Here is a 16,489-nt window from a genome sequence, read left to right as displayed (position 1 = left end):
TCAGTGAACTCGTAGCCCGGATGAGCCAACGGGGCGCGCATTCGCGCGACCCGTTGGCTCATCCGGGCTACATCATCATTACGTCACTACCGCCCGCGCAGCGCCAGGATCTTCTCCGCGGCGCGCAGATGCGGCTTGTCGATCATCTTGCCGTCGATCTTCACGACACCCGACGTCGGATTGTCGTTGAACGCTTTGACGACCTTCTCCGACCAGGTGATTTCCTCATCCGTCGGCATGAAGGCGGCATTGACGACGTCGACATGCTTGGGATGGATCACCGCCTTGGCCAGGAACCCGTCCTGCCTTGCCGCGATCGCCTCTTCCCGTACCGCATCCAGATCATTGATATCGGTCGCGATGGTATCGATCGCGACAACGCCGGCCGCAGCCGCGCTGATCAGGCAGAGGTCGCGCGCCAGCAGGAGCGGCCCGTGAAAGCGGCCGGCGGTCCGGTTTCGCGACGCGCCGAGCGAGGCCGCGAGATCCTCGGCGCCCCACATCATGCCCCACAGCCGCGGGCTCATGCTCTCGAAATCGAGCAGCTTGAGCACGGCCCTCGCTGTCTCCGTCGCCACTGTGACTATTCGCGTCGTGCCCTGTTCGATCCCGGCCGCGGCCTCGAAGGCATCGAGATAGAGCGAGAGACGGTTGACGTCGGCGGCGCCGGCGCATTTCGGCAGCACGATCCCGTCCGGTCGGCCGGGCATGACGGCCGCAAGATCGCCAAGCGTCATTCCGGTGTCGAGCGCATTGACGCGGACATACATCTTCTGGTCCGGCTTCCGGACGTCGAGCATCTCGCGCACCGTACGTCGCGCACCGACCTTCTCGTCCGGCGCAATCGAATCCTCGAGGTCGAGGATCAGCGCGTCGGCTGCGGTCTTCTTCGCGCTTTCGAACTTGCGCTGACTGTCGCCGGGAACGAACAGGAACGATCGCATCGCCTCACGCCTTCGGCTTGCAGTGCATCAGGCCGGTGCGGCGGCAGCTTGCCACCACCTCGCCGCGCTGATTGGTCATGGTGTGCTCGAATTCCACGATGCCCTGGTTCGGCCTCGACTTGCTCTCGCGTTTCGAAATGATCCTGGTATGCGCCTTCAGCGTATCGCCGTGGAACACCGGCTTGGGAAACTTGACGTCGGTCATGCCGAGATTGCCGATCGTGGTGCCGAGCGTCGTATCGTAGACGCTCATGCCGATCATGATGCCGAGCGTATAGATACTGTTGAACAGCCGTTGCCCGAACTCGGTGCCTTCAGAAAAATGGGCATCGATATGCAGCGGCTGCGGGTTCATGGTCAGCAGGCTGAACATGGTGTTGTCCATCTCGGTCACCGTGCGGCTGAACTCGTGATGGAATTCCCGGCCGACCTCGAATTCTTCAAAATACAATCCCGCCATCACCGCCCCCTGTAGTTTGGCGTCCGCTTTTCGACAAACGCATTCAGGCCTTCCTGACAATCCTCAGTCGTGGCGACGAGCGCAAAGCTCTCTGCAGCGTTCTCGACCGAGCGGCGGAAATCGGCATCGACGGCCCGCATGAAGGCATCGCGCCCGATTTTCATGACAACGGGTGATTTGGTGGTGAGCTTGCGCGCAATCTCCCGCGCACGCTCAAGCGCGGTGCCCTTCGGCACCACTTCGCTGAGCAGGCCCATGCGAAAAGCGGTCGCGGCATCGAAAGGTTCGCCCAGAAACAGCGGGCCGAACGCCTGGTGCTTGCCGACCAGCCGCGGCAGTTGCACGAAGTGAATGGCCGGAATCAAACCGACATCGATCTCCGGATAGCCAAAGGTACAGGCGTCGCCAGCAATGATCATGTCGCAGGAAATTGCGATCGTCATGCCGCCGGCCCGCACCGCGCCGTCCACGGCGGCGATGGTCGGCTTGCCCATGCGATACTGCGTATCGTTGAGTGCGAAATACAACCGTTCGAGGAATTTCTTGGTCTCGATCCCGGGTTTGCCACGGACGATGTCGAGATCGAGGCCGGCACAAAACACCTTATGCGCACTGCCGATGATGACGGCTCGCACCGCTTCGTCGTCTCTCGCCTTTGCCAGCGCCGCCAGCAGTGCGTCGATCAGGTCCATGCTGAGCGCATTGACCGGCCCTCGATCCAGCATGATCTCGGCAATATTTCCCGAAACGGAATAACGAACGAGATCGATGCTCATGCCTTGCCTCCCCTGGCCTGACGCACTGCGCCGGCCTCAACCAGATCATCGATGGCGCAGCGCTCGAAACCCGCTTCGAGCAGCACCTCGTAACTGTCCTGGCCTATATCAGGTGCGGGGCACAAGTCATCCTCGGAAAAGCTCGCAATGCCCGGCGTCCGCGGTGAGTACACCGCACCCATGCCCGGCGTGTCCTGGCATACCGCTGCCCTCGTCGCCTCGACATGGACGTTGCGGAGCCATTCTCCGGGATTGAGTATCCGTTCGGCAATGAGATCGGCAGCATGCAGCCGGGCAAGCCACGCATCCGTCGGCTCCGTCAAAAACACCCCCCGCAACTGCGGGATCAGTGCATCCACGGCGTCGGCGCGTCGCGCAAAATCGGCAAAGCGCGGATCAGTGGCGAGATCGTCGCGGCCGATCGCCGCGCACAGGCGCTTGTATTGCGGCTCGTTCACCAGCGTGACCATCATCCAGCCGTCGGCCGTCTGGTATGAGCCCGCCGGAACGTTGAGCGCGCGCGGCGCACCGCCTTCCAGAATATGTTCGGCGACCTTGTGGCCCAGCAGCGCGGACGTCGACTGGCAGAGATTGACATCGATCCAGCGCCCGGTGCCGACGGTTGCGCGCGCGAACAGCGTCGTCGCGATCGCCTGGAAGGCATAGACGCCGGTCACGACGTCCGAGATCGTGGTGCCGGCCCGGTGTGGAGTGCCGTCGTTGCCGACGTTGATCGATACAAAGCCGGAGAAGGCCTGCGCCACGGAATCGGAGCCAGGCCGTTTCGAATAGGGACCGCTCTGCCCGAACGCGCTGACCGACAGGTAGATCAGCCCCGGATTGTCGCGCGACAACTCCTCGTAACCGATCCCGAGCCGCGCGGCGACGCCCGGCCGAAAGCCTTCGATCAGCACGTCGCAATCCCTCGCCAGCCTTCGGGCGATGGCAATCCCTTCCTTGTGCTTCATGTCGAGGCAAAGGCTGCGCTTGCCGCGGTTATAGACCGCCGACAGCGTGGTATGGCTTCCATAGGTCGTGCCGAGAAAACGCGACCAGTCGCCCTCCGGTGGCTCAACCTTGATGACATCGGCCCCGTACACGCCAAGCAGCATCGCGCAATAGGGCGAGGCGATGCCCTGCCCGAAATCCAGCACGCGCAGGCCGCGATACGGCGCCTCATGCGTCGGCGATAACTTGCGTTCGATGGCCATTTCGTCCCCCGGGTCGGGCCGAAAGCTACAGCGCGAGATAGCGCTGACGAATGTTTTCGTTGGCTTTCAGCTCTTCGATCCCGGATGTGTAGACGATCTGGCCCTTGTCGATAACCGTCGCGTGGCTCGCAAGGCCAAGGCAAAAATGCATGTTCTGTTCGGCGATCAGCACCGTGGCGCCGGTGCCGCGAAGCTGCCGCAGCAATTCGCCGATCCGCTGCACGATGATCGGCGCCAGTCCCTCGCTCGGCTCATCGAGAAGCAGCAGCGCTGGATTACCCATCAGCGTCCGCGCAATCGCCAGCATCTGCTGTTCGCCGCCGGACAACCGCCCCGCGATCCTGTGGCGCAGCGGTTCCAGCAACGGAAACACGTCATAGATGCGCCGGATCGGCCACTCGTCCTCGCCGTTCGGTCCCTTCTTGGCACCGATGACCAGATTGTCCTCGACCGTATGCTCCGGGAAGATCTGGCGATCCTCAGGCACGAAGCCGAGACCGGCTCGCGCGATGCGATGTGGTTTCAGCCCGGAGACAACCCTGCCCCGCAGGCTGACCGTGCCGCGGCGGGCCGGCGCAAGACCCATGATCGCCTTCATGGTGGTCGACTTGCCGGCGCCGTTGCGGCCGAGCAGCGCCATCGTCTCGCCCTGCCGCACCGACAAACCGACGCCAAACAGGATCTGGCTGGTGCCGTAATAGACGTCGAGGTCCTCGACCTGCACGATTGGCTGCGCACTCATACGGCGGCCCCCGCGTGATGTTCGGTGCCGAGATAGGCCTCGATCACCGCTTCATTGCGCCGGATCGCATCCGGCGTGCCGGTCGCGAGAATGCGCCCGTAACACAACACCACGATCGCAGGCGCGATCTTGAACACGATATCCATGTCGTGCTCGATGAACACCACCGTGATCTTCTGCTTCTCCCAGAGCTCCCTCACCTTGTCGATCATCCGCCAGCGCTCTTCGGTGCCCATCCCGGCGGTCGGCTCGTCGAGCAGCAGCACTTTGGGATCGAGGACCAGCGCCAGCGCGATATCGAGCAGCTTCTGGTCGCCATGCGACAGCGTCGCCGCAGTCCGGTTCCGCTTGCTGGCCAGGCCCAACAGCTCCATCGCATGCTCGGCGCGGTCGCGCGTCTCAGACAAGGGAAAGCGACGATGCAGGACGCTCGCCTTGCGCTGATCGGCGCACACCGCCGCCAGCATCGTCTCCTGCACCGTCAGCGACGGAAAGATGCTTGCAACCTGGAACGCGCGGCCGATGCCGTGGCGCACGATCTCAGGCGGCGTGCGCCCGGCCAGATCGACGCCGTTGAGCAGGATCTGGCCGGCATCAGGCGTCAACGCGCCCGTGATCAGGTTGAAGAACGTGCTCTTGCCGGCGCCATTGGGGCCGATCACGGCGGTAAGCGAACCGTCGGCGAAGTCGAGCGTGACATTGTCCGTCGCCTTGACACCGCCGAATGATTTCGAAAGGGAGCGTATCTCCAGCATGGCTACTTCCCGCGCGCATCGCGGCGTTGCGCGTACCACTCGATGACGAAATCCATCAGGCCCTTCCGCAGGCCGATCGCGAAGAACAGGATCACGATCCCCAGCACGAGCCCGTGATATTCGGTCAGCCGGGTGACGGTGTCGTTGAGGATCAGGAGCAGCACGGTGCCGACCATCGGCCCCAGGAACGTGGTCACGCCGCCGAGCATGTTGATGAAGATGCCCTCGCCCGAAATGGTCCAATAAGCGAATTCCGGATAGGCCCCTGAGACGAACAGCGCCATGATGACCCCGCCGGTCGAGGCGAACAGCGCCGCGAGCACGAAGATCGTCAACTTGGCACGCCAGACGTCGATGCCGATGAAGCTCGCGCGCGTGGCGTTGTCGCGGATCATGCGCAGCGTGTAGCCGAACGGCGACTGCGCGATCTGATGCATCAGGAACAACCCGATCACCAGCAGCGCGCAGCTCGTGACGTAGAGATGCAAATGGTTCGACAGGTCAATGCCCCAAAATGGCGGCCGCGGGATGCCGCCGCGCAATCCCTGATCGCCGCCGGTCAGCGATACCCACGACAGGATGGTCGAGTGGATCAGCATCTGGAACGCCAGCGTCACGAAGGCGAAATAGATTTCCTTCAGCCGCACGCAGATAGCGCCAATGACGAGAGCTGTGACAAACGTGATTGCGAGCGTGGCAACGAAAGCCACCGGGACGGAAACGCCGGTCTTCTGCATCATCAACCCGAAGCCATAGGCGCCGAGGCCGAAGAACATGCCATGGCCGAACGAAGTCAGGCCGGTGTAACCGACCAGAAGGTTGAGGGACGTCGCGAACAGCCCGTAGGCCGCGCAGCGGATCACGAAGTCGAGCAGAAATTTGCTGCTGAAGACCATCGGCAACAGCGCAAGAACGACAAAGGCCGCCAACGCAATCAGAACATCCCGATTGCGCCGGGTCTTGGCGTGGGGCTGGGGGACGTCGAGTGCCTGCGCGCCCTGATCGGCCTGCAGCTCGCTCATGCGACCTCCTTGCCGAACAGGCCGGTCGGCCGCGACACCAGGACGATCACCATGAAGAGATACATCAGCCCTTCGGTAAACAGCGGGAAGCCGAGCGATCCGAACGAGCGGATCATGCCGATCAGCAGCGCCCCGATCAGCGCGCCGAGGATCGAGCCCATGCCGCCGATTACGGTGACGATGAAGGATTCGATCAGGACCGAAAATCCCATGCCCGGCGTCAACGAACGCACCGGCGCGGCGAGCGCCCCGGCCAGGCCCGCCAGCATCCCGCCGAGCGCAAACACGCCGCCATAGATCAGGCCGGTGTTGATGCCGAGCGCGGACACCATGCCCGGATTATGCGCGGCCGCCCGGATCACCTTGCCAATTCGCGTACGCGCCAATCCCAGCCCGAGCACCGCCGCAGCCGCCAGCGCGACACTGATCAGCAGCAGATAATAGGGCGGAACCACCCCGCCGGCGATGAACAGCGGCGCCACCTGGAACGCCGCCGGCATGCCCATCGACTTGAATTCGGGGCCCCAGATCATCCGCACCACATCGTCGAAGATCAGCACGAAGGCGTAGCAGACGAGAAGCTGCATCAGCACGTCTGCGCCGTAGACACGGCTCATGAAACCGCGTTCGAAGACGAGGCCAAGGATGGCCGTGCCGGCTGCCCCGCACAGCATCGCCAGCGCAAAGCTGCCGGTAAGCTGATAGGCCGTCATCGCGAAATAGGCGCCGAACATATAGAAGGCGCCGTGGCTGAAGTTGACGACCTTGAGCACGCCGAAAATCAGCGTCAGCCCGACGGCGACGAGAAACAGCAACATGCCGATGATGAAGCCGCTGGTGGTTTGCGTCACCAGGCAGGCGGAACTGGCAAGACAGCCTGTAAGCGCATCGAGGTCCAAGGGAAGCATCCATTATGGCGCGCCACAATGAACGGCGCGCGAAAAACATTCGGCAGCAAACGGAGGCAGCTTGCGACTGCCTCCGCCTCCGCCGATCGATCAGGTGTAACCCTTGCTCTTCTTCCACTCGGCTTCGAGTTCGAAGATCGTCTTCCAGTCACCCGCCTGCACCTGTGGCACATAGGGCTCCTGCGGGATCGTCGTTCCCCAGCCGATCGCATAGCCGACCAGCGTCTGGTCCTCGGCGCGCATGGTGACAGTGCCGTCGGCGCCGAAGGGGGACTTGATCTTCAGGCCGCGCAGTGCCTCGGCGATCTTCTTGCCGTCGGCCGAATTCGCCTTCTTGGACGCTTCAGCCAGCAGCATGATGGCCGTGGCATTCTCCCACGACCAGTTGGTGGGATATTCGTTATACTTCGCCTTGTAGGCGTCACCCCACGCCGCGTTCTCCGGTGTTGCCGGATAGGTCTTGATGTAGCGGTTGCCGGAATGAATGCCCTTCGGCAGGTTCTTCACCACGGTCAGCGCGGTGTAGTCGGCCATGTTGACCGCAAACACCTCCATCTGGCTGAACAGCGCGTAGATGTTGGCCTGATCGATGTAGGAGGTCAGGTCGCCGCCCCAGAGACAGGAGTACAGCGCCTGCGGCTTGGCCTGCAGGATTTTTGTCACCACCTCGGTGTAATCAGGCTGGAACAGCTTTGGCCAGGACTCGCTGATGATCTCGACATCAGGCGCGAAGCGCTTCAGATAGGTCACATATTCGCCGGTGGTGTCGCGGCCATAGGCATAGTCGGGCGAACAGGTAGCCCACTTCTTCAGGCCCTTGGCTTTCGCGATCGCCGCTGCGTAGCTGCCTCCGACAATCGAGTCGTGCACGCCCTGCCGCGCGGTGCGGAACGCATTGGGAATGTGCTGTTTCGGATCGGCGGTGAGCGACGACGTTTCCGAATTGGTGTGAATGCAGAGCACGCCGAGATCGCGCGCCACCTCGTGCACTGCGAACGCACCCGATGAGGCTTCCGCGTCGATCAGAATTTCGCACCCATCGGTGTTGACGAGTTCGCGCGCGACGCGGGCCGCTTCCTGCGGCTGCCCCTTGGAGTCGCGGATCACCATCTCGATCTGCCGGCCGGCAAGACCGCCGGCGGCATTGACCTTCTCGACTTCCAGCATCACCGCATTGCGCGAGGAAGTGCCAAGCTGCGCGACGCGTCCGGAGAGAATGGTCGGCATGCCGACCTTGATAGTCTTGGCTTGCGCGCGCGCCACCCAGGGCGTCGCGAATGTTACGGCACCGGCGCCCATCATTGCCAACGTCGCACGTCGGCTTACGCCCGGTTTGCGGGTTCTCGTCATTGCTTCCTCCCTATGGGTTGGCGTTCCCAAGTCCCAGCCGGAGATCGTGTCGTCTCCGTACGCCCAAAGAATTTCAGAGCAAAGGGGGTGACGTCAAGCGAAAGATGAATTACGAGTCAGAATTCATAAAACGGGAAAGGGCCTCGGAGTCGGGCCTTTTGAACGGGAAATGATCAATCTTTCGAGCTTCATCGCGTTTCACGCCAGGCGGACGCCGGATCGCTGTGCGCTGAAATATCGCGGCGAGGACATCACCTACGGCCAATTCGACGACCGTATTCGGCGGGTCGGCGGCTGGCTCCTCTCGCGCGGGATCGGCCCCAGCGACGTCGTTGCCGTGCTGATGAAGAACAGCACGGCGTTTCTCGAGCTGGTTTTTGCGACCAGCCATATCGGCGCGGTGTTTCTGCCGATCAATTTTCGTCTCTCCGCCGACGAGGTCGGCTACATCGTCGCCAATTCCGGCGCGCGCATCCTGATTGCGGATGAGGAGCTTGCGGGCATCGCGGCCGGCGGCGCGCCGGTGGTGCTGCTCGATGACGCCGCGCAATCCAACGCAACCCGTCTTGCGCCCGATATCGCCCCTGCCCCTGTTCATGTGAAGCAGCCGCGCGACCTGATGCGGCTGATGTACACCTCAGGCACGACCGACCGTCCCAAGGGCGTGATGCTGAGTTACGAGAACATCTACTGGAAATCGACCGATCAGACGCTCGTGCTCGGATTGAATGCGGAAACGCGATTGCTGGTGGTCGGCCCGCTCTACCATGTCGGCGCGCTCGATCTGCCGGGGATCGCGGTGCTTTGGCACGGCGGCATGCTTTGCATCCACCGCAACTTCGAGCCCGAGCACGCGCTCGCGGCGATCGAAGCGGAGAAACTCAACGCCGCATGGTTTGCCCCTGTCATGACGACAGCGATGCTCACCTGCCCAGCGCGAGACCGCTACGATGTATCGAGCCTTCGGTGGGCCATCGGCGGCGGCGAGAAAACGCCGGAAGTTCGCATCCGCGCCTTCTCCGAATATTTCAAGAATGCCCGCTACATCGACGCCTATGGGCTGACGGAGACCTGCGGCGGCGACACCTTCATGGAAGCCGGCCGCGAGATCGAAAAGATCGGCTCGACCGGCCGCGCCATCGCCCATGTCGAGATCGAGATCCGCGACGATGCCGGCAACCGACTGCCGTCGGGCGAGAACGGTGAAATCTGCCTGCGCGGACCGAAAGTGACGCAAGGCTACTGGAAGGATCCCGAAAAGACCGCAGCAGCCTTTTTCGGTGACTGGTTCCGCACTGGCGACGTCGGCTATCTCGACGAAGACGGCTTCCTCTATCTGACCGACCGCAAGAAGGACATGATCATCTCCGGCGGCGAGAACATCGCCTCCTCCGAGGTCGAGCGCGTCATCTACGAATTGCCGCAGGTGCGTGAAGTCGCCGTCGTTGGCCTACCCGACAAGCGCTGGGGCGAGAAGCCGGTCGCAGTGGTCGTGCTCGGGGATGGCGCCACGCTGAACTTGCCCGATCTCGTCGATCATTGCCGGACGCAGCTCGCCGGCTTCAAGGTGCCGAAACAACTCATCATCCGCGACAGCCTGCCACGCAACCCCTCCGGCAAAGTCCTCAAGCGCGTGCTGCGCGCCGAACTGGAATTCCACGCATGACGCAATCATCGCAGGCCGCATCGGGCAAAGTGACAAAACTCAACCGTGTCGAGCGGAACGCCTGGACCAAGCGCAAGATATTCGACGCCGCCACCAAGGTCGTCGGCAAGTATGGTTACGCCGAAGCCTCGGTCGCCCGCATCACCGAGGAAGCCGGCGTCGCGCAGGGCACGTTCTACAATCATTTCGAGAACCGCCAGGAACTGCTCGATCAATTGCTGCCCAAGATCGGCATCGACATGGTTCATTTCATCCGCGAGCGCACCGGCACTGCGCACGCCGCACGGCAGGAGATCGAGCGTTTCAGCGCCTTCTTCGACTTCATCCGCGAGGTGCCGGAGTTTTTGCGCATCCTCAACGAGGCCGAATATTTCGCGCCGATCGGCTACCAGAAGCATCTCGACAATATCGCGACCGCCTATGTCCGCATCCTCCGGCGTGCCCGTCACGCCGGCGCGATCATCGACTATAGCGACGAGGAGTTCGAAGCCATCGTTCACATGCTGATGGGCGCGCGAGGTTATCTAAGCCGCCGCTATTCCTACGTTGGCGGCAACGTCACGGCAGCCCCCGAGCACGTCATTTCCGCCTACCAGAAACTGGTCACGCGCGGCCTGTTCGTACCGGAGAGGAAGAACGGCCATGACCGCTGAAGGGATCATCCTCGTCACGGGCGGCAGCCGCGGCATTGGCGCCGCGACCGCAACGCTTCTTGCCGAACAAGGCCGCAACGTCGTTATTGTCGACATCTCACCGGAACCGCTGGTGAACACGCAAACGATCCTGTGGCCTGCCCCGTTCGATGTCGCGAGCGAAAGCGCCGTTGTCGGCGGCATCGCCGATATCGAGGCGGCGCACGGCCCGATCACCGGCCTGGTCAACGCCGCCGGCGTGTTCGGCAAGATGCACAGAATCGAACGCGTGCGGATGGATCAATGGGACCGCGAGGTCAATATTGACCTGCGCGGCACCTTTCTGGTCGCCCGCAGCGTCGGCGTGAAGATGGCCGAGCGCCGGCATGGCGCGATCGTCAACGTCGCCTCCGTTGCCGGCATGACGTCAGGTCCCATCCATGCCTATACCGCCGCCAAGGCCGGCGTCATTCAGATCACCCAGACGCTGGCTGCCGAATGGGGCCGCAGCGGTGTGCGCGTCAACGCCGTCTCGCCCGGCTTCACCCGCACCGTCGCGTTGGAGGCTGGCATCGACTCGGGCGCGCTGAACAAGAAGTGGCTTGAAAGCCCAACCGCGATGAACCGGTTGGTCGAGCCGATCGAGGTTGCCCAGGCTATCGCCTGGCTGCTTTCGCCGCTGAGCAGCGGCGTCACCGGCATCAATCTTCCCGTCGATGCCGGCTATATCGCCGGCACCACCTGGGCCGCCTATGGCGGCCTGCCGGAAACATCAGGCGCGTAAACGAGGACATCAGCATGAATATCGAGCTGCCGCGCAAGAAACTCGATCTGTCATCGGCCATCGCCGAGGGCGATATCCGCGTCCTGCTGATGGTCCTGGTGCACATGACCGGCGATGAACGCTGGCTGGAGCAACCTTACAAGCCCAAGCGCGACGTCCGCCTGATTCCGGATCCGCACGCCGGCGTGCCGGAGGAGATCCAGGCTGAGATCCGCGCGGCCGTGCTGAAGCTGTTTGCGAACGGCGAACCGAAGCCGATCATCACCGACCCCGGCAATGAATTGATGCTGAAGATGATGCGCGCGACGCTGGGTGAGAACGTGGCCCCGGAATATGCGCCGCTGATGCGCGAGGAAATGGGCTTCATCCCCCGGGAGGCGCGCTGGACCAAGCCGCCATCAAACGAGGCGCAGCAGCATGTGCTGATCGTCGGCGCCGGCGTCTGCGCGATTGCGCTCGGTGTCGCACTGGGCCGGCTCGGCATTCCCTACACCATCGTCGAGAAGAACGACGAACTCGGCGGCACCTGGTATGTCAATCGCTATCCCGGTTGTGGCGTCGATACGCCGAACCATTCCTATTCGTTCTCGTTCGGAAAACGGAACCCATGGACGCGCTATTTCGCCCAGCGCCAGGAATTGCTCGACTACCTCAAGAAAGTGGCGCTGGAACACGACATCCGGAAGCATCTGCGCCTCAACACCGAACTGACATCGTCACGCTGGGACGAGAGCAAGCGGCGCTGGATTTCGACGCTGCAGACCGCCAGCGGCGAAGAGACGTTTGAATCGACCACGCTGGTCAGCGCGATCGGTCAGCTCAACGACCCCCACCCCGCAAACTTTAAGGGCAAGGAAAGCTTCAAGGGGCTGATGCTGCACTCCGCCCTGTGGTCCGACGACATCAATCTCGACGGCAAGCGCGTTGCCGTGATCGGCACCGGCGCCACTGCCATGCAACTCGTGCCGTCGATCGCCGATCGCGTCGCGTCGGTCACCGTTTACCAGCGCACCGCGCAATGGGCGCGGCCGGTTGCAGGCTATTCCGATCCGATTACCGAGGGCGCGCAGTGGCTGCTCGCGCATTTGCCGTTTTATGTGCAGTGGTATCGCTTCAACATGTTCTGGCGCTATGGCGACGGCTTGCTGCCATTCCTGCGCAAGGACCCGGCGTGGCCGCATCCCGACCGCGCCGTCAACAAGGGCAACGACCGGCATCGCGAGGAACTGACCGAGTTCATCCTGTCGGAGTTGAAGGACCGTCCCGATCTGATCGAGAAATGCGTGCCGACCTACCCGCCCTATGGCAAGCGCATCCTGCTCGACAACAACTGGTTCAAGACGCTGACGAAACCGAATGTCGAACTGGTCACGGACACGATCGACCATTTCGCGACCGACGGCATCGTCGCTGCCGACGGCAAGCTGCGGCCCGCGGATATCATCGTCATCTCCACCGGCTTCAAGGTCACGGAGATGGCGGCACGCCTCAACATCACGGGACGCGATGGAAAAAATCTGAAGACGGCCTGGGCCAACGACAACCCGACCGCCTATCTCGGCCTCACCGTGCCGGACTTTCCAAATCTCTTCGTGATGCTCGGCCCCAATTCAGGCCCGGCGCATGGCGGCAGCGTGATCTTCCAGTCGGAATGCCAGAGCCGCTACATCTCTGCGTGCCTCGTCGAAATGATCGAGCAAGGCATCGCTGCAATCGACGTTCGGCAGGAAGCGCACGATCGATACATCGAGAAAGTAGACACCGAGCATGAGCAATTGATCTGGACGCATCCCGGCATGACGACCTACTACCGCAACAAGCAGGGCCGGGTTTTCTCGGCGATGCCATGGCGTTTCGTAGACTACTGGGCGATGACCCACGATCCTGATTTACAAGATTACCGCCACACAAAAGCCTGACATACCAGCGGGCGCTGGAACCCGGCGGAACAACAAACCTAGGTTTACTTGACACGTGGCTTTATCTGCCGCAGCATTTGCGCCACTGCACCTGCAGGAGTCACGGAGCGTCAGCTCCCCGCTTTGCAGGCATTGGCGCCCCGGTTACATGATCGAGACGACAAGCAGAGAAGGCGGACATAGTCCGTTGGCCAACTCTTGGAGAGGAGCATGACGCCACCGGGTTATCCGGTGACCTTGCTCAGCGCAAGGTCCAGGCGCAGTTGAGGTCATAGCAGCTGCCAGCCTCATTGCGCCTTTCGACAAATCGAACACATACGCGGGACTGGAGCGCCAAGGCCACGCGCTGCCGGATCCTGAGATAAATACTGGTGTCTACCAGAAATCCTTCGCCTATAACGAAGATGTCGGGCCCCGCGATGCTCTAATGCACCGGGGCCCATTCGTTTTTCTGACATCACAATCGCACCGCATGGTTCCATGCTCGGTTTGGATCGAGGATAATGACCTCAATCGAACAGAGACATGCGATGGAAACGCCCCGCGTACGAATCTACACCGATTACAAAAGCCCCTACGCGTTCGTCGCTAACAAGCGGCTGTTCGAGCTCGAGGAAGCTTACGGCATCGAACTGGAATGGCTGCCCTATACGCTGCGCATTCCCGAATTCATGGGGACTGTAGAAGAGCGCACGCCGCATTTCTGGCGCAAGGTACGCTACGCCTATATGGACGCACGCCGTCACGCCAATGCGCAGGGCCTCACCATGAAGGGGCCGCGGCGCATCTACGATGCCTTCTATGCCAGCGCCGGCATGTTGTTCGCACAGCGCCACGGCCTGTTCCGGCCCTATCACGACACGGTGTTCCGGCGGTTCTGGAGCCATGATCTCGAAATCGACGAGCTGTCTGAGATCTCGGGCGTGATCGCATCGATCGGCGGCTCGTCACAACAATTCGAGGCATACGTCCACGGCCCGGCGCGGGCGGAGCACGACCGCATCATCGACGAGGCGGAGGCGCTCGGCGTGTTCGGCGTACCGACCATGGTTTTCAACGGTGAATTGTTCTGGGGCGGCGATCGCATCGACATGCTGATCGAGCGCATTCAGAGTCCGGAATCGATCGCAAAGGCGCTGGGCAGCCGGCATCGGCCGTGAGGCCGCGCTTGGCCGGTGGTCAAATGCTGCGAGCATCCGGTGCGCTCCAACACCGGCCGCAACGTAGTCCGGCTGTCCGCAACCAGTGCTGAAAACCTGTCGCGAAGCAGCGTGAGGCACTTCACCCGATATTTGAACGGCGCCAGCACCCTGCTGCCATAGCGCATTCGATTTTCACCCGCCAGACCTGCAATAACGCCTTCGGTGCTCGCCTTGCCGCGCAGCGAAATGCAGCTATCCTGCCGAACAAAGATCGGCCCCAGCGGGCCGGATAAATTCCTCTCCGCGGAGAAACGTCCATGAATCCCCCCGTCAGTTCGCCTGCCGTCAAGGTCGTGAAATCGGTTCGCGAACAGGTGAGCGCGGAGGAATGGCAGGCGCGGGTCGATCTTGCGGCCTGCTACCGCCTCACCGCGATGTACGGCATGACCGAGATGGTGGCGAACCACATCTCCTGCCGCGTGCCGGGGACGACCGATCAGTTCCTGATCAATCCCTACGGGATGCTCTACGAGGAAATCGACGCATCCAGCCTGATCAAGGTCGATGTCGAAGGCAACACGCTGTTCAACGCCTCCGACTATGACGTCAACGTCGCGGGCTTCGTCATCCACAGCGCGATCCACATGGCCAAGCACGACATGGATTGCGTGGCGCACACCCATACGCCGGCCGGCATGGCGGTCTCGGCGATGGAATGCGGATTGCTGCCGCTGGCGCAGACCTCGATGCGGTTTCTTCACATCGCCTATCACGACTTCGAAGGCATCGCCGATGATGTCGATGAGCGCGCGCGGCTGGTCAGGGATCTCGGTGATCACGAAGCCATGATCCTGCGCAACCACGGCCTGCTCGTCGTCGGCCGCACCGTGCCTGCGGCCTTCAACGTGCTGTTCCGCCTCGAGCGCGCCTGCCAGGTGCAGGTCATGGCGCTGTCGTGCAACACCAAGCTGATCTACCCGCCGCAGAACGTGCTGGAAGAAACCTACGACAAGATGCGGCCGCGGACCGATCGACCCGCTCGGAACGGTGAGCTCGCCTGGCCGGCGCTGTTGCGCAAGCTCGACCGCACTGATCCGTCCTATCGGAACTGAGCTACTGGGCACGCCAGACCTCCGCACGATCTTTGGGCGGAGCCTGCCTGCAATTTGATCGCACCTATCGCCGCTAAATCGCCGATGCTGCTGTCAGGCGTAGCGACAGGTGCGTCCAATGAAGACATTCATTCGCGTGGTTGAATTGTGGGTGCCCGACCGAACCCGCACCCGCCTGGAATTCGGCGGCTGCCTTTGCAGCGACGAATATTCGGAGTTCAAGGCCGTCAGCGAGAACGCGCTGTTCGCCTATGACGAAGGCCTGCCGGGCAAGGCCTGGGCCGCCGGCCATCCCGTCATTCTCACGGAATTCGCAAACTCCTATTTCAAGCGCACGGACGAGGCGGTCGAGGCCGGATTGACCTGCGGCGTCGCGCTGCCGGTCTTTGCCGGCGAATTCCTGATGGCGGTGATGGTGCTGTTCTGCGGCGACGACGAAAAGCACGTCGGCGCCATCGAACTCTGGCACAACGATCCCGAGAAGTCCCATGAGATGGGCCTGGTCGACGGCTATTACGGCACCGCCGATATGTTCGAGTTCAATTCGCGCCACACCAAATTCCCGCGCGGCTTCGGCCTGCCCGGCCGCGCCTGGAAAGCCGGCATGCCGCTGATTATCAAGGATCTGCACAACGCCAAGAGCTTCCTGCGCTGGGAGGAAGCGAGCGAAATCGGAATCAATTGCGGCGTCGGCATTCCCTACACAACGGCTCCGGATCGGACCTGGGTCATGACCTTCCTGTCCGCGCAGGCAACGCCGATTGCGAGACGCTTTGAGATCTGGGTGCCGGACCCGTCGCGAACAGAACTGGTGTTTCAGTCCGGCGACTGCAGCAAGAATGCCGATCTCACCTCGCTTTATGCGTCGAAGACCATACGCAAGGGCGAAGGCTCAATCGGCGGCGCCTGGGCGACGGGCATGCCCGCCATCAACGAGCATCTGAAGGTCGATGAATCGATTGCGGCGCAGCTCGCCCGCGCAGCCGGCATGAACCAGATCGTCGTTCTTCCCGTAATCGAAAACGCGATGCTCAAGGCCGTGCTCGCCTGGTATCTCTAGACAGTG

16 protein-coding genes are annotated in these 16,489 nt (G+C 62.2%); 7 read left to right on the top strand and 9 right to left on the bottom strand.

What is annotated here, in order from left to right:
• Positions 1–86 precede the first annotated feature (86 nt).
• From CQ12_RS37480 to CQ12_RS37440, 9 genes are all read right to left on the bottom strand, one after another.
• Complete coding sequence (locus tag CQ12_RS37480) at positions 87–944, bottom strand: HpcH/HpaI aldolase/citrate lyase family protein (protein WP_057840246.1); 858 nt, start codon at positions 942–944, stop codon at positions 87–89.
• 4 nt (positions 945–948) lie between these two features.
• The gene (locus CQ12_RS37475) at positions 949–1,404 is read right to left on the bottom strand and encodes a MaoC family dehydratase (protein WP_057840245.1); all 456 of its coding nucleotides are present in this window, start codon (positions 1,402–1,404) and stop codon (positions 949–951) included.
• On the bottom strand, positions 1,404–2,180 hold the full coding sequence (locus CQ12_RS37470; RefSeq protein WP_057840244.1) for an enoyl-CoA hydratase/isomerase family protein: 777 nt from the start codon (positions 2,178–2,180) through the stop codon (positions 1,404–1,406). The genes CQ12_RS37475 and CQ12_RS37470 overlap by 1 nt, the downstream gene beginning before the upstream one ends.
• Positions 2,177–3,391, bottom strand: a complete 1,215-nt coding sequence (locus CQ12_RS37465; RefSeq protein WP_057840243.1) for a CaiB/BaiF CoA transferase family protein — start codon at positions 3,389–3,391, stop codon at positions 2,177–2,179. Before CQ12_RS37465 ends, CQ12_RS37470 begins: the two co-directional genes overlap by 4 nt.
• Before the next feature lie 25 nt (positions 3,392–3,416).
• Positions 3,417–4,133: an ABC transporter ATP-binding protein gene (locus tag CQ12_RS37460; RefSeq protein ID WP_057840242.1), complete on the bottom strand. Its 717-nt coding sequence runs from the start codon at positions 4,131–4,133 to the stop codon at positions 3,417–3,419.
• On the bottom strand, positions 4,130–4,888 hold the full coding sequence (locus CQ12_RS37455; RefSeq protein ID WP_057840241.1) for an ABC transporter ATP-binding protein: 759 nt from the start codon (positions 4,886–4,888) through the stop codon (positions 4,130–4,132). The genes CQ12_RS37460 and CQ12_RS37455 overlap by 4 nt, the downstream gene beginning before the upstream one ends.
• Positions 4,889–4,890: 2 nt before the next feature.
• On the bottom strand, positions 4,891–5,910 hold the full coding sequence (locus CQ12_RS37450; RefSeq protein ID WP_057840240.1) for a branched-chain amino acid ABC transporter permease: 1,020 nt from the start codon (positions 5,908–5,910) through the stop codon (positions 4,891–4,893).
• Positions 5,907–6,809, bottom strand: a complete 903-nt coding sequence (locus tag CQ12_RS37445; protein WP_057840325.1) for a branched-chain amino acid ABC transporter permease — start codon at positions 6,807–6,809, stop codon at positions 5,907–5,909. Before CQ12_RS37445 ends, CQ12_RS37450 begins: the two co-directional genes overlap by 4 nt.
• A gap of 99 nt (positions 6,810–6,908) precedes the next feature.
• Positions 6,909–8,168: an ABC transporter substrate-binding protein gene (locus CQ12_RS37440; RefSeq protein WP_057840239.1), complete on the bottom strand. Its 1,260-nt coding sequence runs from the start codon at positions 8,166–8,168 to the stop codon at positions 6,909–6,911.
• A gap of 169 nt (positions 8,169–8,337) precedes the next feature.
• Here CQ12_RS37440 and CQ12_RS37435 point away from each other — a divergent pair, with 169 nt between their 5' ends.
• The 7 genes from CQ12_RS37435 (at position 8,338) to CQ12_RS37405 (ending at position 16,483) form a co-directional block, all read left to right on the top strand.
• A complete protein-coding gene (locus CQ12_RS37435; RefSeq protein ID WP_057840238.1) occupies positions 8,338–9,834 on the top strand; it encodes an AMP-binding protein in 1,497 nt (498 codons plus the stop codon).
• On the top strand, positions 9,831–10,487 hold the full coding sequence (locus tag CQ12_RS37430; protein WP_057840237.1) for a TetR/AcrR family transcriptional regulator: 657 nt from the start codon (positions 9,831–9,833) through the stop codon (positions 10,485–10,487). Before CQ12_RS37435 ends, CQ12_RS37430 begins: the two co-directional genes overlap by 4 nt.
• A complete protein-coding gene (locus CQ12_RS37425; protein ID WP_057840236.1) occupies positions 10,477–11,250 on the top strand; it encodes an SDR family NAD(P)-dependent oxidoreductase in 774 nt (257 codons plus the stop codon). Before CQ12_RS37430 ends, CQ12_RS37425 begins: the two co-directional genes overlap by 11 nt.
• A gap of 14 nt (positions 11,251–11,264) precedes the next feature.
• Complete coding sequence (locus CQ12_RS37420) at positions 11,265–13,169, top strand: flavin-containing monooxygenase (RefSeq protein WP_057840235.1); 1,905 nt, start codon at positions 11,265–11,267, stop codon at positions 13,167–13,169.
• 530 nt (positions 13,170–13,699) lie between these two features.
• Entirely contained in the window at positions 13,700–14,329 is a 630-nt protein-coding gene (locus CQ12_RS37415; protein WP_057840324.1) for a 2-hydroxychromene-2-carboxylate isomerase, read from the top strand.
• Positions 14,330–14,628: 299 nt separating this feature from the next.
• A complete protein-coding gene (locus CQ12_RS37410) occupies positions 14,629–15,423 on the top strand; it encodes a class II aldolase/adducin family protein (protein ID WP_057840234.1) in 795 nt (264 codons plus the stop codon).
• A gap of 118 nt (positions 15,424–15,541) precedes the next feature.
• Entirely contained in the window at positions 15,542–16,483 is a 942-nt protein-coding gene (locus CQ12_RS37405; RefSeq protein ID WP_057840233.1) for a GAF domain-containing protein, read from the top strand.
• Positions 16,484–16,489 lie beyond the last annotated feature (6 nt).

Origin of the sequence: Bradyrhizobium jicamae, from assembly GCF_001440395.1 — a bacterium.
In the GTDB taxonomy this organism is placed as follows: Bacteria; Pseudomonadota; Alphaproteobacteria; order Rhizobiales; family Xanthobacteraceae; genus Bradyrhizobium; species Bradyrhizobium jicamae.
The sequence above is the reverse complement of the archived record's forward strand: the minus strand, read 5'-3'. Positions and strand labels throughout refer to the sequence as shown.

Bases quoted from the DNA above. Each gene is read 5' to 3' on its own strand.
- CQ12_RS37435 (WP_057840238.1), top strand. From the start codon at position 8,338: ATGATCAATCTTTCGAGCTTCATCGCGTTTCACGCCAGGCGGACGCCG.
- CQ12_RS37430 (WP_057840237.1), top strand. From the start codon at position 9,831: ATGACGCAATCATCGCAGGCCGCATCGGGCAAAGTGACAAAACTCAAC.
- CQ12_RS37440 (WP_057840239.1), bottom strand. From the start codon at position 8,168: ATGACGAGAACCCGCAAACCGGGCGTAAGCCGACGTGCGACGTTGGCA.
- CQ12_RS37450 (WP_057840240.1), bottom strand. From the start codon at position 5,910: ATGAGCGAGCTGCAGGCCGATCAGGGCGCGCAGGCACTCGACGTCCCC.
- CQ12_RS37455 (WP_057840241.1), bottom strand. From the start codon at position 4,888: ATGCTGGAGATACGCTCCCTTTCGAAATCATTCGGCGGTGTCAAGGCG.
- CQ12_RS37415 (WP_057840324.1), top strand. From the start codon at position 13,700: ATGGAAACGCCCCGCGTACGAATCTACACCGATTACAAAAGCCCCTAC.
- CQ12_RS37475 (WP_057840245.1), bottom strand. From the start codon at position 1,404: ATGGCGGGATTGTATTTTGAAGAATTCGAGGTCGGCCGGGAATTCCAT.
- CQ12_RS37480 (WP_057840246.1), bottom strand. From the start codon at position 944: ATGCGATCGTTCCTGTTCGTTCCCGGCGACAGTCAGCGCAAGTTCGAA.
- CQ12_RS37405 (WP_057840233.1), top strand. From the start codon at position 15,542: ATGAAGACATTCATTCGCGTGGTTGAATTGTGGGTGCCCGACCGAACC.
- CQ12_RS37465 (WP_057840243.1), bottom strand. From the start codon at position 3,391: ATGGCCATCGAACGCAAGTTATCGCCGACGCATGAGGCGCCGTATCGC.
- CQ12_RS37460 (WP_057840242.1), bottom strand. From the start codon at position 4,133: ATGAGTGCGCAGCCAATCGTGCAGGTCGAGGACCTCGACGTCTATTAC.
- CQ12_RS37410 (WP_057840234.1), top strand. From the start codon at position 14,629: ATGAATCCCCCCGTCAGTTCGCCTGCCGTCAAGGTCGTGAAATCGGTT.
- CQ12_RS37470 (WP_057840244.1), bottom strand. From the start codon at position 2,180: ATGAGCATCGATCTCGTTCGTTATTCCGTTTCGGGAAATATTGCCGAG.
- CQ12_RS37420 (WP_057840235.1), top strand. From the start codon at position 11,265: ATGAATATCGAGCTGCCGCGCAAGAAACTCGATCTGTCATCGGCCATC.
- CQ12_RS37425 (WP_057840236.1), top strand. From the start codon at position 10,477: ATGACCGCTGAAGGGATCATCCTCGTCACGGGCGGCAGCCGCGGCATT.